Genomic DNA, 14,697 nt, shown 5'->3' on the forward strand with positions numbered 1-14,697 from the left:
ATTTCTACCTTAATTTTTAAATAATTCGCGGATAATCTTGGAATATTCCTCTGTCTTAACCGGCGGATCAAGAAGTTCTACCTCTCTCGGATTCGGCTCCGGAGCAACCGGCGTGGTTGCATCTATGATCATCTTTGTATGCATACCGGCCGGAACAGAAGACGGATCCAGCGGCATACCAGGACAGTTCGGTATGATTGCCACATCCTTATCCGGTTTTACCCTGGTGGTCAGCGCCCACATTACCTGTTCCAGATTAAACGGATCCACAAATTCATCCACCACGATTATGATTTTTGAATACGGCATGCCATGAGGTGTGGACAGCAGGCGGAACGCAACGCCCTTGCCATATCCGCCATAACGGCATTTAGTGGAAATAATGACACCCATGCCATGTGAGTACATGGCGTTCAGGGCAACCAGCTCCGGGATACTCTCCTTCACCTGTTTAAACAGCGGAACTGATGTGTTCAGTGCCATCAGGTAATCAATCTCCGTCCACGGAATACCCAGATACAGATTTTCAAAAATAGGATTTGTTCTGTGTGTGATTCTTTCAATTTTGGCTACGCACTGGTTCCTGCATCCTGAATAGGAACCCGGGAATTCACCAAACGGGCCTTCCGGCTCACGTACTCTCGGCTCAATATACCCTTCCAGAACTACCTCTGAGCCTGCCGGCACATAAAGGTGCTCATACAGATCTGATTTTACGATATCTGTCGGGACTCCATCCTGGAGAGCGCCCACAAACTCATATTCATTCTGTTTGTATCCGATCGGTGTGGAGGCCATAAACGAAACGAGTGGGCTGTTGCCGATCGTGATGGCAATCGGAAGCTTCTCATTCTTTCTCTCAGCCTTTTCCAACTGAACAGCGATATCGTGGAAAGCCAGAGCCTGGATTCCGATACGGTCTTTGTCTTTAACCTGAATCCGGTATATACCCATATTCATCTTATCAAAATTGCCGGGTTCTTCCGGGTCTGCTGTAACCACAGCCCCTTTAGAGATGAAAAAGCCCGCATCCTGGTCATTGATCCTATAAAGAGGAAGGACATCAAAAAGGTTAATATTTTTATCAATCACATTCTCCTTGCAGGGCGCTTCCTCCCTTTTAAGTATATTTGGCTGTACCGGATATTTGTCCCATCTGCGGTCCAGCTCAAAAAACTGTTCCTTGGTAGGCGTATCCTTGGGCAGACCCATCATTAACGCGTGATTAGCCCACGAACCATGTACATTCGTGACAACCCTTCCTTTATATCCTTTGACTTTCTCAAACAATACTGCCGGTCCGTTTTTGATATTTGCAGCTGCGCGTCCTGCAGATGCAATATCCGGTTCAGGCATAACTTCATCTTTTATGCGGACCAACTGTCCTTCCTTCTCCAGGGTTGCCAAAAAGCTTCTTAAATCTTTATACACTTTAGCCACTTCAGTTCCTCCTTTACCTGTTTCATGCACTTGTTAAAATGATGCCAATGTCGACGTTGGTTTTACACATCCTTTACTACGCGCTTATTGTATCACTCTGTTTTTTTGTGCACAATTCACTTTAGGAACCTGGTCATTCCAAATCAGAATTGCAATTTTCCCGAATTTTGCTATGTTATACTTAGTGAATTATGGTAATACCAACTAGTTTTATATATTGTTAAAAGTGTGGTATTCTAATATTGAAAAGCTGTCTGCCAGTACGGGAGGGTAATCATGACAATTTTACAGGTTAAATTTTTTCTGGCTATATGCGAATTCGGAGGATTCTCCGCTGCTGCCGATGAAATGTATATTTCCCAATCCTCTCTCTCTAAACAAATCAAGTCCCTGGAAACAGAACTTGGCCTGCCTTTATTTCTTCGCTCCAACAATAAGGTCTCTCTGACCCCGGGAGGTGAGATGTTTTTGACTTATGCCAGAATCTTTGTGAATACTTATTCAGACATGGTGGCGCACTTGTCCGGTCTGTCCAAGGACATTGTGACCGAGAATATTTACTTCGGTACCCTCCCTCTGCTGCAGGACTACCACATTGCCAAGCAATTGGCCGTTTTTCAGGAAAATATGCATAATATCCAAATCAATATTACAGAAGCAAGCCAGCAGGAGCTCTTACACCTGCTTCTAGCAAAAAAAATAAACCTCTCCATACTGAGGCTCAACTACCTGAACACAGACCAATTTGACTTTGCCCCCATCCATGAGGACCGATTCACGCTTGTCTGTTCCAAAAAGCATGCTGAGACCCTGGGAAAAGGGCCGCTTTCCCTGAGGAAACTCCATGATTATCCTTTTGTTATCCTTGGATGTGAATCAGATATTTATCAGTTGTGTATGGATCAGTTTGCAAAAGCAGACTTTTCTCCTAACATCACAAATATGACATCCAGACATCTGCATCTGCTCAATATGGTGGACGAGGGTATCGGCATTACAATACTGCCCAAGATCATGATGAACCGGAGAATCTTTCCGAATCTTATCTGTATTCCGTTTTATGAAGCAATGTGCACGACGATCGGGATCGTACGGCTGAAAAACGTAACTATCCCCCACCAGGCAGATATGCTGTACCAGTATTTTATGGAGCATGGACTCTCTCCCGTCTCCAAAGAACCGAATTAAAAAAAAGAGAGTGCCGGCGACAGCACTCTCCAAATCATATTCTCTTCAAAACTTCCACGGCACAGGTCAAAAACCACGGTGTATATTTCTGTGGGTTTGCCTGCATATCCTCCAGTAACTCTGTTTTTTCCATCCACACTGCTGCTTCTGCTTCTTTCGGATCCAGTTTATAGCTTCCGTAATATTCCCCCATGATCACATGGTCAAATTCAAACTCACAGATACCATTGTCAAACTTATAATAGTACACAAAAGAATATATCTCTTCTAATCTTTTGACATGGATCTTCATCTCTTCGTCTAATCTTCTGCGGGCAGCATCCAGTGTTATTTCTCCGGGCCTCGGGTGGGAACAGCAGGTGTTTGTCCACAGACCGCCGCAGTGATACTTATTCTCTGCTCTTTTCTGCAGAAGTATTTTTCCGTCATGGTACAAAAACACAGAAAAAGCGCGGTGCAGATGCGGGGATGCATGTGCTGCCCCTTTCTTCATCTCACCCAAAGGATTATCCAGATAATCTACCAATATTACCTTAGGTTCCATATGATTCCTCCGAAATCTTTTTTTCAATTATATCCGATAACGGAAAAAATCACAATTCCATTTTCGACTGGGCACATTCTCCTACAGATTCCCATACCCATCGTCATCCACCGGCTCGCATCATTCATTTGTGATTTCCACTCCCGGTACTTCCACTGCCAGATGGGCAAACCAGCAGTCCTTCGCAGCGCCGTGCCAGTGCTTTACCCCTGCCGGGAAAATCGTGTCTATGTCTGACAGCAGTTACTTTCCATTTCCGACAGAAGGCACTTTGCCATTACCAGTGATTATAACTTAAAATCTCATCCAGGCTCTTGCGTTTCTTCCGCCGCGGTTCCCCTTCTTTTGCAGGATAGCCCACAGTTATGATCAGCCGTATCACCCGCTCGGCGGGTATCCCAAAATACTGATGCAGTTTTTCCTGGTTCATCGTACCGATCATACACGTTCCCAGTCCCATGGATGCAGCTTCATAACACAGCGCCATGGCCGCCATGCCGATATCCATCTGCGCAAAATGCTGGGAACCGTAGCGTTCTCCCACCCCCGGCATAAGGTGTGCTTCCTCCTCCACGATCATGATATAAGCCGGCACACGGTCTCCCCAGGGACACCCGGTCAGGCCGTTGTCATCAAATGCCTCTGCCAGTTTGTCATGGGCCTCCGGCTCATCCACAATAATAAAATGCCACGGCTGGGCATTGCACCCGCTGGGCGACAGGCGGGCCACATCCACCAGATGTGTCAGGGTTTCACGGGAGACGGGTTTATCACTGTAAACCCTGCAGCTTTCACGCTTTAACTGTAAAGTTTCAAAATCCATAGTAAGCTCCTTTTCTAAATAATGATTTCTTCCACGGTTGTCTCTCCCTAGAATATAACATATCCCGGCAGCATGCGCAATCAAACCGCTTTTCCCCTGCCCGGCTGCTCATGGCACGCAGTTGTTGGTCGCGTGTGTCATAGAATTCTCCGCTCAGCATTTTTTCTTTTTCTGTCGTATGCCCACATTCAGTCTTTCCGGATTTCTTTTGCCATCCTAAAGGCTGCCGGCAACTATTCATATGCGGGAAATACCAGACTTATTTCATAGAACTGCCCGTCATTTTCCACCTTGCAGATCCCTTTCATTTTGTGCATCATCTGCTCTATATTGGCAACTCCCACACATGTGCTGCTGACATCCTCAGGGTTTTGATCAATTTTATTTCTTATGATCATTGTGATCTGTTTTTCCGGCTGATCCTGCATGGAAAACACAATGGTGACAGGCTCTGTCTTATCCGCGTATTTGAGCAGATTGGACGCAATATTATCCAGGATTCTGTCCATGTATTCAGGCAGGACAGAAAGTTTTACTTCCGGCCAGTCAGTATCGCACTCCACCCGGAATCCCTGGCTGTGCAGAAACATAACAAGGTCAGAGAGTCTGTTCTCAAAAATATAGCACAGCTTTTCCGGTACCTCCAGCATAATGTCTTCATTTTTTGTAATGTAGAACCGTTCAAACAGGTCATCTGACATCTGTTTTATCTGATTTGCCTTGTGTGCTGTCTTTTTCAGATACTGCTCCATCTCCTTCTCATCTTTGTATTTTCCCTGGGACAGCAGTTCTGTGTACAGAAGGAGGGCGGTGAGCGGTGTGCGCAGGTCATGGGCCATACCTGTGACCAGGCGGTTGTTCACCTCCATGATCTCCTCTTTTTCCCTGATATTTTCATTCAGGCTGAGCCGCATCTGCTCCAGGCCGAAGGCCAGCTCTGACAGCTCGTCCCCACCCTTTACGGTAATCTGCTTATCCATTCCGCCGCCCTCTAAAATTTTCACCTCTTCCTCAAGCTGATGGACATATCGGATCTTTCTCTGCAGGAAAAATAAGAAGATAAAGAGAAACAGCAGCACCGACACACCGAGCTCTATATAATTGGCCGCCGCGTAAATCTCATAATCGAAAAAGCCCACCACATACAGTCTTCCTGCCCCGTCTGCAAACTGTATATCATATAACTGGGAATCACTCTCATAGTAACTCTCCTCCTCTGCTGCGGGGGGACTGCTATCCTCAGCGGCATCATCCGGAATCATCATTTCATCCTCTTTATATTCCGATGGATAAATGACCTTTCCGCCCTTTAAGATCACATAATATATCAGCGGATTGTCACTCCCCCACGCATTCAGCGCCTCTGTGTCCGAAGAAGAAATCTGGTTCTTTGTTACATAATCCTGAAATTCCTCCGCGGTCTTATCTGTCTGCCGCTCAATATAGGAGGAGGAGGCAAAATAAGAATCCAGGGCACTGCCTATGAAATAATTTACAGCATAATAAAAGATAACGGAAATCCCCATGGCTGCCAGCATCACCAGGGTGGCTTTCATTTTTAAACTGTATCGTCTTTTACACAAAGGTATACCCCTTCCCCCACACGGTTTTTATATGCTGCGGTTCCTGTGGATTTTCTTCTATCTTAACTCTCAGTTTCCTGATATGGACCATGACCGTACTGTTGGAGGAATAGAAATACGGCTCCTTCCATATGCTCTCATACAGATTCTGGGCAGAAAATACCTTTGCGGGATGTTCCATCATCAGCAGCAGTATTTTGTATTCCAGGTCTGACAGATCCACCTGTCTTTCGCCCACCTGCACATCATTGAATTTTTTACTGATCCGGATATCACTGACGGTAAGGTACTCCTCCTCCTTCTCTGTCTCTGCCTTTCCGCTGTATATTCGGTAACGCCTCAGCAGTGCTTTCACCCTGCCAAGCAGTTCGGAGTAGGAAAAGGGCTTCCCAAGATAATCATCACCGCCTGCCATAAGCCCTATGAGCTTGTCAGATTCCTGGGCCTTTGCCGTAAGAAACATAATGGGCACATAGGAAATTTTCCTGATCTCTTCACACGTCTTAAGTCCTGATATACCGGGCATCATCACATCCAGAATCACCAGGTCCGTATCAGGAGTCAAAAGCTTCAGTCCCGCATGTCCGTTCTCCGCCTCCTGTACCGTATAATTTTCACTTTCCAGCAGGATTCTGATACCCTCACGGATATCCGCGTCATCCTCAATGATCAATATATTTGCCTTATTCATGGTACCTCCGTCCTATCTTATCAACAACAGTTCTTTATAATTCAAACTATACCACAGTACGGCCGAAATGATAAGTATACCCGCTGGTTTTATGATTTCATGGCCTCCAGTGCCGAAATTTTCACAGCTTTGTTCGCCGGGTAATAGCCTGCTGCCACGCCCATGAAAACAGAGAACAGAAGGGCAAAGCCCGCAAGCCACAGCGGTATCACCGACATGACGGTACTTCCGCCGCCCATCATGTCCATGCCGCCCGCTGCCATCATATCCATATCCCCTCCGCCCGGGGCCAGGGAGGATATATGGTTCATCAGCCAGGACACCAGATAGCTGAGCAGGATACCAATGCTTCCGCCCAAAAAACCAATGGCTGCTGCCTCCAGCAGGAACTCTTTCCTGATATCCCCAAGAAAACAGCCCACAGCCTTCATGATCCCGATTTCCCTGGTTCTCTCCGTAATGGACATGATCATGGTGTTGGCAATTCCTATGGCCGCCACAAGAAGGGATATGGCCCCCAGGCCTCCCAGCATCATCTGCTTCTGTCTGGCGTCCTTCTCCATGGGTTTTCGGATGGATTCCATGGAATATGTCTGAAATCCCATCTGCCGGACCATATTTTCCACCTGTTCCACGCTTTTGATATCCTTAACATTGACTACAACCTGGGAGTACTCCTTTGCCTTTTTCTGACCGCTTATCTTCTGGATCTGTTTCTGAAGTTTTTCCATATCGCTCAGGCGCATGATGAGTCCGGAACCTGTCTCCTCCCCTGCATCGTAATTTTCTTTCAGCTGTCCTACGATTTTAAGCTTCTGGATTTCCTTCCACTCCGCGACGGAAGAGGCTGTCTGGTTTTCTCCCGGCTCGGAGGTTTTTTTCTGCTTTTTTTCCGCCACAGAAAGTTCGGTTCCCATTGCCTTGAAAAAAGGCTTCGCGTCCTCATTGTCCCAGTAATCCACCACATTTTTTCCTTCCGGGCGTCTGCTGTCTGTAAACTGATAGGCAAAGTGCTGTCCTGCCAGGACTTCAAATGCCCTGTTCTTCGGATATTTGCCGTCTGTCAGGGTATAGCCCATCTTTTCCAGATCCTTTTCCGGGATTCCTATGATGGTGGCGGAAGCGTTCTGGAATCTGTTCTTCTCGCCGGCAGTGAGCTGCAGTTCTCCCAGATCAAGCGTATTTTTTACGATGGCTGAGGTCACATCGGGAAGCTGCCCCATCTGCTTTACAGCCTTTTTATCCAGCAGGGTTTTGTGGGCATCCTTTGCAGGAGACGGAGTGACCGTGATCCTGGTCAGATTTCCCATCTGCGCCAGCATCTGGTCCTGTGCCTGTTTCATGCCGATTCCAAGGGACACCATGATCACAATGGCACAGCAGCCAATGATCACGCCGGAGACGGTGAGGGCAGTCCTGCCTTTTCTGCGGTACAGATTCCGGATACACATCTGCATGATATCAAAAAATGACATTATAAATTCTCCTCTTCTTCTGACAGTGATTTTTTCCTGCGTCTGCGGCGCCATATATACACACCTGCAAGGGAAAGTACACCCGCAGCCGGTATCACTGCTTTCACAGCCGATGTTCCCGCACTGCCGCTTTCCATCTCCTCACTGCCCGGCATCACTCCGTCCATGGACCCTTCTGAGAACTCATCCGGATTTCCCTGGGCGGCTGTCAGTTCCACCTCCTTTTCCACTGTCTTCTCATTGCCGGATACGTCCTCATAGGTCACCAGAATTTTTGCCTTATGCTTTCCTTCTTTTGGCGGTGTCACGAAAAAATCAATGGTTCCGCTGGTGCCGGCCTCCACATTTCCCAGAAATTTATAAGTTTCTTCGCTGGCCATCTCTGTCTTCAGCCTGGCCTCCACGTTGCTGACTGTGGTTTTCCCTTTGTTTACATAGGGGATGGAGATGGCAGTCTCCTCATTTGCGCTGATCTCCTTTTCCTTCTGGATATCTCCGAGGCTGAAACGGTCCGGCTGGGCATAGCGGACAGACAGTTTTTCCGTGGAGGTCACCTGGGTTCTCTCCTCCTGTTTCAGGTACTCATACTTGAAATTCAGCTCCAGCTTGGCTTTATCCGCCTGTTCCTGGGGAAGTGCTTTCAATCTTACCACCTTTGTGACGGACTCCTGTGGTTTCATCCGCTCTATGTATGTGGTATTGGAGGAATCTTCTATGGAAAGTGCCTCTCCTGCTTCTGCGGACATGACTATGTTTTCTATTGTATTTTGTTTGCTTGTGTTATAGAGGACCATTTTCAGCTCAAATTCCTGGCCGGCGGTGATGTTTCTGTCATATTCGTACTGGCTGACAATAATATTGGGGGTCATGGGGTCCAGCTTCTTCTTTCCACTCTCTGACGCACCGCCTCCTGCTCCGTCACCGGTGCCTGCGTCGCCGCCCTCGTAACCGCCGTCTCCCCCGCCGCTGTTATCCTGGCTGTCTCCCCCGCTGTTTGACGCCTCGGCACTGTTAGTCTCACCGGAATTATCTACGAAGTTTTTCCCATTGTCTGCTGCAACAGGGAGAAGTATATCTTCCCGGTCACTTCCAGTCCGCGTCTGGCCCTCTGCCTGGTACTCATAGGAGACTTCCGCCTTCATTACCAGTGTGGGGACATCTCCAGAAAGTTTTCCGGCGGATAACTTTACAGCAACCTTTTTCGTTTCATCTACAGCCAGACTGCCCACCTTGATGGTGCCGGTCTTCTGTTCCGCTGCCATTGCTAAGCCCTCGGGTGTCTCGATCTGCAGTTTTACATTCTTAAGATCTGTGTTGGGGGATGTATTTTTCAGAATAAGGCTGACCTGAAACTCCTGCCCGGATTCCAAGCCTTTGCTCATCTCTTCTCTGGAAATGGATACTGCTGCCGGCTCCTGCCCCTGCTGGTCTTTATCCGGCTGACCGGGATTGTCCGATTGACCTGAGTTCTCCGGCTGACCGGAATTGTCCGATTGGCCCGGTTTGTCTGCTTGACTGGGCTTATCCGGCTGGCCGGAGTCATCCGGAGCAGGCGGTTCCCGGTTTTCATCCTGAGAGGCTGTATTCCGGACACCTGCTGCAGATATCTGCTCCTGTCCGTTCTCCTCCTTTCCACTGCTGCCGGACTGATTTTCCAATGCGCTTTTTGCCGTGCTGCTGTCCTGTCCGGCCTCTGCTGCCGAAACATTGTATAAAAACAGATTGCCGGTAAGGCCCAGGCAGATGATTCCTGCAAATAACCTTTTTCTAATTAATTTTGCCTTCATTTTTTATCCTTTCTCTCATCCTTTACTATATTTCCATCTATCAGAGTCAGTATCCGGTCCGCATAGGATGCCATCTCAGGGTCATGGGTTACGAGTACAATGGTCTGCCGGTTCTCCCTGGCAAATGCCAGGACCATTTCCATAATCTGCGCCGTTGTCTTGGTGTCCAGGTTCCCGGTTGGCTCATCCGCAAAGATCACATCCGGGTTTGCGGCAAAAGCCCTTGCAATTCCCACGCGCTGCTGCTGTCCGCCGGACATCTGTGAGGGATAGTGGCTGAGGCGCTCCCCAAGGCCCACCATTTTTAAAAGCCGGGCGGCCCTGGCTTCTCTCTCCTTTTTCCCATACCCCTGGAACATGAGAGGCAGCGCTGTATTTTCCAGAGCAGTCATATATGGCAGCAGATTGTAGGACTGGAAAATAAATCCGATGTGTTTCTGCCTGAAGGCTGCCATCTTTTCCTCCCGCAGTTTTGTAATATCCACGCTGTCGATCACAATTTTTCCCTCTGTGGGTTTTTCCATGCCTGCAAGCTGGTTCAAAAGTGTACTCTTGCCTGAACCGGATGTGCCGAAGATACAGCATATCTCACCCTTTTGGATATCTGCGTCTATCCGGTCCAGAGCAATGACTTTTTCCGTCCCTATTCTGTAAACCTTTCGGACGCCGCATATTTTAATCATTGCTTCCTGCATTCTCTCTACCTCATTTTCCTACCTGATGTTTTTGTTTCTCTTTACGGTATTTACTATAAATCCTAAATCTTAACAGATTCTGATGTGATTCTGAAAAAATCTTAATTCCTCTAACAGTATGGCAAGGAGGCGCAGTGTGAAACAGTGTATGGATAACAATGATCTTCATCGCCGTAAAAAAAATCATCGGATATTGTGTCAGGGATGGCATTGATCACGGAAGCACTGATCAAACCATTGCAGAATTTACAAAAAAATACAGTTTATCTGCCCCCTGCACCAAATCTTCTACACGACCGGTCCAGAGTACAGTTAAACTGCATCTCTAATTTTTTCGTATTCTGTTATACTATAATATGCAAAACTTTTTCTCAATCTATATCACTTTTGGTATCGCGGTATTCCGTTCTCAATATATCAAAATAATCCGTCTTTTCCTCCCCGGATATTTGCCGTATCACCCTGCAGGGGACTCCCGCAGCCACCACATTCGCGGGAATATCCCTGGTGATGACACTCCCTGCCCCGATGATGGAATTGTCCCCGATTGCAACACCACAGTCGATATGTACCCCTGCCCCGATCCAGACATTGTTTCCAATCTTCACAGGTCTGGCAAAACACGCCCCTGCTGCTCTTTCTTTCGCATCAAACGCATGTCTTGTCGTATAGATACCCACCCGCGGCCCAAACAGTACATGGTCACCAATCTCTATTCCGCCTCCATCCAGCATGACACAGTCAAAATTCGCATAAAAATTATTTCCGATATGGATGTTAAATCCAAATTCACAGCGGAAGGATGGTTCAAAAAATACATTCTCCCCCATAGAACCCAATATCTGTTTCAGAACCTGCTCCCGCACCTGCGGCTCTTCCCCATAAGTGCGGTTGTACCGGTCTGTAAGGCGGACGGTTTCTTTTCTTGCGTTCACCAGCTCCTCCGTCAAATCATTATACAGCTTTCCTGTGATCATCCGTTCCTTCTGTTCTTCCAATGTCATAACTGTATTCTCCTTTCTCTCAGCCTGCACTCTATTTCTTCATTTTCCTTTTCCATATTGATCTCTACTGGTTCCTGCAGATTCAAGCTGAAAATGCCAAGTATGGATTTTGCATTTATCCTGTGCCCTCCTTGAATCAGTTCAATATGCCCCTCACAATCCGAAGCTATATTCACAAGCTCTGTGATATCCCTGATACTTTTCAGGCTGACACAAAACGATTTCATCATTGATCCGTCCTTTCTTTTTTTGCTTAATCCTATAGTAGTTCAGTTCCGTTTGATATTCTATTTATAATCTTGCCGAGAACATTTCTTATCTTGTCATTTCATTGACTTTAGGAATATCCGGCAGTAAACTGAAAGTATAAAGGAGGAAAACCCATGGAAGCCAAATTCTTATCCCGCTCTTCCATTTACAAGGGAGACTATGACTGTCTGTTTCGGACACCCAAAAATGAGATGCGTTCCAACCTGCATTATCATGACTTTTATGAAATTGTTGTCTATCTGGGGAATGCAGGTATTTTCAAAATCAACGGCAAAGAATATCTGATCAGGCGGGGGGATATTGCCCTCATCAACATGTTTGATCCGCACACCCTGATCTATAACAAGAATACTTATTACGAGCGTTTCAGCATCAGCATTGACCCCAATCTGCTCCTGTCTTTCAATACTGCCCAGTCAAACCTTCTGGATATCTTCAGCAAGGACAACAGGAATTATCCAATTTTCCATGTGGAAGGAAAATGCTTTGACAAATATCTGCGGATTCTGGAACAATACCGGGACCAGAAGCCTGCCCATGGCAAGGATATCTTTGAAAAGGCGCTGATCCATCAGCTGGCCTCCTACCTGTTCAGCGACTGTTATGACGGCATCCATTTTGATAATACGGATTCCCGGCATGTGTCCATGATAGCCAAACTGGTGGACTATATCAACAACCATTTGAGTGAGGATCTGTCCCTGGGTGTACTGGCCCAGGAAGTGAGTTACAGTGAATATTACATCTGCAGGATTTTTAAGAAGGTGACGAATTATACGCTCACCAATTATATTGTGGAAAAACGCATAGCCCAGGCAGCCCACTATCTCACCGGAGATATGACCATCAACAAGGCCGCAGAGAAGGTGGGGTTCAATAACTACAGTTATTTCTATAAGACATTCAAGAGATACATGGGGATGAATCCTGCGGAATACAAAGAACAACATACACAGGCTAATAATAATTGAGAGGAACTGCTGCCAGTCCCTCTCCAATTTTTTTCTGATACCCAAGCAACTAGACGTTAAGTCCCCACTCCTCAGCCAGAAACGCCGCTACACCGTCATGATCACAGTCAGGCAGCACCCGGTCCACCACTTTCTTTATTTCAGGCAGCGCATTCATGGGCGCATAGCTCCTGTCCGCAATCTCTATCATGGACAGATCATTGAAGTTATCCCCGAACACCACCAGCTCCTCGCTCCCGGTGATTTTCATCAGCTTCTTCAGAGCGTTTTTCTTGCTTGCATGTGCACTGAACACCTCCAGGCAGTACATCCCGTTATAGATATTCAGATAAAAGGAATACTTGATCTCCTCTATCTCATCCAGTTTCCTGCACACCGGTTTCAGCTCTTCTTCCGTCCCGGTACAGGTCAGATATACAGAATCTCCCTTCTGGACCATTTCCTCTGCTTTCTTTGTAAAGGTGACCTCTGCACATTTCTGAAGCGCCCTGTCACTGTAATACTGGGTCTGCTCCTCCATCCTCTTTTCATCATAATAAATGCTGATTCCCCGGCTGTCATACGTGTACAAAAAGCAGGACATCCCGCAGTCTTTGAACGCACGTATCACTTTCTGCGCTGCACTTACAGGAACAGCTTCCGCGGAAATGATTTCTTCGGACTGAAAATCATATAAAAATACCCCGTTTGTCACAATTCCCGGTACATTCATATGCAGGTCCTTCAACCGGTAATCACAGCCGTAAGGCATACGCGCTGTAGCCACTGAAAACAGCATTCCCTTTTCTATGCAGCGGTTGATGATATCCGCTGATCTATCGGAGATCCTTTTCTTTTTATTGAACAACGTCCCATCCAGATCGGACACATACAGGCTTTTCATAAACTTTTCTCCATTTTCTATTTATTCCTCGCAGAGATATTCCCTCTGCGAATCCAGAATTATGCTTCTTCCGCTGTGAGAAATGCCATCTCAGCCATCTGGATTCCAAGTGACCTTCCTGTCTCAGCAAGCTGCTCTGCCAAAGCCTCCGGGAGAATGATTCCATGTTCCAGACTCCTCTGTTTGTTGGTGTATTCAATCTCCCCGGGATATTTTGCGCTGCCCACGCCCTCTTTTACAGGAAGGGCCTTGATATCCTCAATGTACTCCTGAGCATCCTTATGGAACTGTGAAAGCTCCCTGAAAGCCCGGATATTGATACAGCCAAAGCTCTGGCTGGACAGCTCCGGTGTAGCCGGAAGATCCTGGTCATTTACATTAGGTGACAATACACCGCCTGAGAGCAGTGTGGCAAACAACTCCACAATAAAGGCCACACCGAACCCCTTGTGCTCTGCCATGGGAACCAGCATTCCGTATTCGGACAATTCTGTGGTGGGATTGCCCTGCTTGTCCAGAAGCCATCCCTCCGGAATCGGTTTTCCTGCCAGGGCATAAGCCTTGGCTTTTCCAAATGCCGCCGCGCTGGTCGCCATGTCCACACAGACTTCTGGGTATTTTTCACCTGCTGCAAAGGCAAAAGAGAACGGATTATTGCCGATAAACGGAATCATCACTCCGGGAGGTGCCATGGAGGGGTCCGTGTTGGAGCAGGCAAAACCGATACAGTCCTCCCCGGCCAGCTTCATAGCCCAGTGTCCTGCCATGCCGAAATGGTTGCTGTTCTTTACGGACACAATAGAGATCAGGCTGTTCTTCGCCTTTTCCCTGGCAATCTTCACCGCCTTTTCCCCTGCAACTGCACCGAGACCGCCTTCCGCGTCAATAACTGCTGTATTGGCTGTCTCCTGCACCACAGGATATGTACTTTTTAGGGAAGCTCCGCCGCCGTTTATCTTTTTGATATAAGGCTTCATGCGGATAACTCCATGGCTGCTCACGCCGCGCACATCTGCATGGACCAGCAATTCCGCTATAGCCTGCGCGTCACTTTCCTGCAAACCTGTTTTTTCAAACACGGTTTTTGTAAAATTCTTAAGCTCTGCTGCTGATACTTTATAACTCTTCATATTGCTTTCCTCCATTTATTTTTTTGCTTTTTATTTCTTTTATATTATAAATCGATTATACGATTGGCCTTGTTCTTATTCAATTTAATATCTTGCCCGGTATATGTCTTATATTGCTTTTTAAGATTTACCTATCCGTTCTGATTGTGACGGCCCTGGATTTGGACCTTTTCCGGCATAAAAAGTACTCCTTTTTGATAAGAATTGTCATAT

The 14,697-nt window shown here is 47.0% G+C and carries 14 protein-coding genes; 2 read left to right on the forward strand and 12 right to left on the reverse strand.

The annotated features are described in order from the left end of the window. Positions 1–9: 9 nt before the first annotated feature. A complete protein-coding gene (locus WMO65_RS00800; RefSeq protein ID WP_081960556.1) occupies positions 10–1,440 on the reverse strand; it encodes a non-oxidative hydroxyarylic acid decarboxylases subunit C in 1,431 nt (476 codons plus the stop codon). A gap of 276 nt (positions 1,441–1,716) precedes the next feature. Between WMO65_RS00800 and WMO65_RS00805 the strand changes: the two genes are divergently transcribed. Further along, on the forward strand, positions 1,717–2,628 hold the full coding sequence (locus tag WMO65_RS00805) for a LysR family transcriptional regulator (protein WP_052099727.1): 912 nt from the start codon (positions 1,717–1,719) through the stop codon (positions 2,626–2,628). A 34-nt stretch (positions 2,629–2,662) separates the two neighbouring features. Here WMO65_RS00805 and idi read toward each other — a convergent pair whose 3' ends face one another. From idi to WMO65_RS00855, 9 genes are all read right to left on the reverse strand, one after another. Next, entirely contained in the window at positions 2,663–3,172 is a 510-nt protein-coding gene (idi, locus tag WMO65_RS00810; protein WP_033143785.1) for an isopentenyl-diphosphate Delta-isomerase, read from the reverse strand. Positions 3,173–3,449: 277 nt separating this feature from the next. Further along, positions 3,450–3,995: a nitroreductase family protein gene (locus WMO65_RS00820; RefSeq protein ID WP_033143784.1), complete on the reverse strand. Its 546-nt coding sequence runs from the start codon at positions 3,993–3,995 to the stop codon at positions 3,450–3,452. Positions 3,996–4,228: 233 nt separating this feature from the next. Beyond that, positions 4,229–5,578: a HAMP domain-containing sensor histidine kinase gene (locus WMO65_RS00825; protein ID WP_148393023.1), complete on the reverse strand. Its 1,350-nt coding sequence runs from the start codon at positions 5,576–5,578 to the stop codon at positions 4,229–4,231. Next, positions 5,571–6,269, reverse strand: a complete 699-nt coding sequence (locus WMO65_RS00830) for a response regulator transcription factor (protein WP_033143782.1) — start codon at positions 6,267–6,269, stop codon at positions 5,571–5,573. The genes WMO65_RS00825 and WMO65_RS00830 overlap by 8 nt, the downstream gene beginning before the upstream one ends. A gap of 89 nt (positions 6,270–6,358) precedes the next feature. Beyond that, complete coding sequence (locus WMO65_RS00835) at positions 6,359–7,744, reverse strand: ABC transporter permease (protein ID WP_033143781.1); 1,386 nt, start codon at positions 7,742–7,744, stop codon at positions 6,359–6,361. Next, complete coding sequence (locus WMO65_RS00840) at positions 7,744–9,531, reverse strand: COG1361 family protein (RefSeq protein WP_148393024.1); 1,788 nt, start codon at positions 9,529–9,531, stop codon at positions 7,744–7,746. Before WMO65_RS00840 ends, WMO65_RS00835 begins: the two co-directional genes overlap by 1 nt. Then, on the reverse strand, positions 9,528–10,226 hold the full coding sequence (locus WMO65_RS00845; protein WP_103732784.1) for an ABC transporter ATP-binding protein: 699 nt from the start codon (positions 10,224–10,226) through the stop codon (positions 9,528–9,530). Before WMO65_RS00845 ends, WMO65_RS00840 begins: the two co-directional genes overlap by 4 nt. 371 nt (positions 10,227–10,597) lie before the next feature. Continuing rightward, entirely contained in the window at positions 10,598–11,230 is a 633-nt protein-coding gene (locus WMO65_RS00850) for a sugar O-acetyltransferase (RefSeq protein WP_148393025.1), read from the reverse strand. Further along, positions 11,227–11,460 (reverse strand): HPr family phosphocarrier protein, encoded by a 234-nt coding sequence (locus tag WMO65_RS00855; RefSeq protein ID WP_054350965.1) that lies wholly within the window; start codon positions 11,458–11,460, stop codon positions 11,227–11,229. The genes WMO65_RS00850 and WMO65_RS00855 overlap by 4 nt, the downstream gene beginning before the upstream one ends. Positions 11,461–11,613: 153 nt before the next feature. Between WMO65_RS00855 and WMO65_RS00860 the strand changes: the two genes are divergently transcribed. Further along, entirely contained in the window at positions 11,614–12,471 is an 858-nt protein-coding gene (locus tag WMO65_RS00860; RefSeq protein WP_148393026.1) for an AraC family transcriptional regulator, read from the forward strand. A gap of 49 nt (positions 12,472–12,520) precedes the next feature. Here WMO65_RS00860 and WMO65_RS00865 read toward each other — a convergent pair whose 3' ends face one another. After that, the gene (locus WMO65_RS00865) at positions 12,521–13,354 is read right to left on the reverse strand and encodes an HAD-IIB family hydrolase (RefSeq protein ID WP_148393027.1); all 834 of its coding nucleotides are present in this window, start codon (positions 13,352–13,354) and stop codon (positions 12,521–12,523) included. A gap of 59 nt (positions 13,355–13,413) precedes the next feature. After that, positions 13,414–14,484 (reverse strand): Ldh family oxidoreductase, encoded by a 1,071-nt coding sequence (locus WMO65_RS00870; protein ID WP_187370630.1) that lies wholly within the window; start codon positions 14,482–14,484, stop codon positions 13,414–13,416. Positions 14,485–14,697 lie beyond the last annotated feature (213 nt).

The sequence above is a fragment of the Blautia caccae genome (genome assembly GCF_040095955.1).
Lineage (GTDB): Bacteria > Bacillota > Clostridia > Lachnospirales > Lachnospiraceae > Blautia > Blautia celeris.

Coding starts and splice junctions, on each gene's coding strand:
- WMO65_RS00855 (WP_054350965.1), bottom strand. CDS start 11,460: ATGATGAAATCGTTTTGTGTCAGCCTGAAAAGTATCAGGGATATCACA.
- WMO65_RS00835 (WP_033143781.1), bottom strand. CDS start 7,744: ATGTCATTTTTTGATATCATGCAGATGTGTATCCGGAATCTGTACCGC.
- idi (WP_033143785.1), bottom strand. CDS start 3,172: ATGGAACCTAAGGTAATATTGGTAGATTATCTGGATAATCCTTTGGGT.
- WMO65_RS00820 (WP_033143784.1), bottom strand. CDS start 3,995: ATGGATTTTGAAACTTTACAGTTAAAGCGTGAAAGCTGCAGGGTTTAC.
- WMO65_RS00805 (WP_052099727.1), top strand. CDS start 1,717: ATGACAATTTTACAGGTTAAATTTTTTCTGGCTATATGCGAATTCGGA.
- WMO65_RS00840 (WP_148393024.1), bottom strand. CDS start 9,531: ATGAAGGCAAAATTAATTAGAAAAAGGTTATTTGCAGGAATCATCTGC.
- WMO65_RS00830 (WP_033143782.1), bottom strand. CDS start 6,269: ATGAATAAGGCAAATATATTGATCATTGAGGATGACGCGGATATCCGT.
- WMO65_RS00865 (WP_148393027.1), bottom strand. CDS start 13,354: ATGAAAAGCCTGTATGTGTCCGATCTGGATGGGACGTTGTTCAATAAA.
- WMO65_RS00850 (WP_148393025.1), bottom strand. CDS start 11,230: ATGACATTGGAAGAACAGAAGGAACGGATGATCACAGGAAAGCTGTAT.
- WMO65_RS00845 (WP_103732784.1), bottom strand. CDS start 10,226: ATGCAGGAAGCAATGATTAAAATATGCGGCGTCCGAAAGGTTTACAGA.
- WMO65_RS00870 (WP_187370630.1), bottom strand. CDS start 14,484: ATGAAGAGTTATAAAGTATCAGCAGCAGAGCTTAAGAATTTTACAAAA.
- WMO65_RS00860 (WP_148393026.1), top strand. CDS start 11,614: ATGGAAGCCAAATTCTTATCCCGCTCTTCCATTTACAAGGGAGACTAT.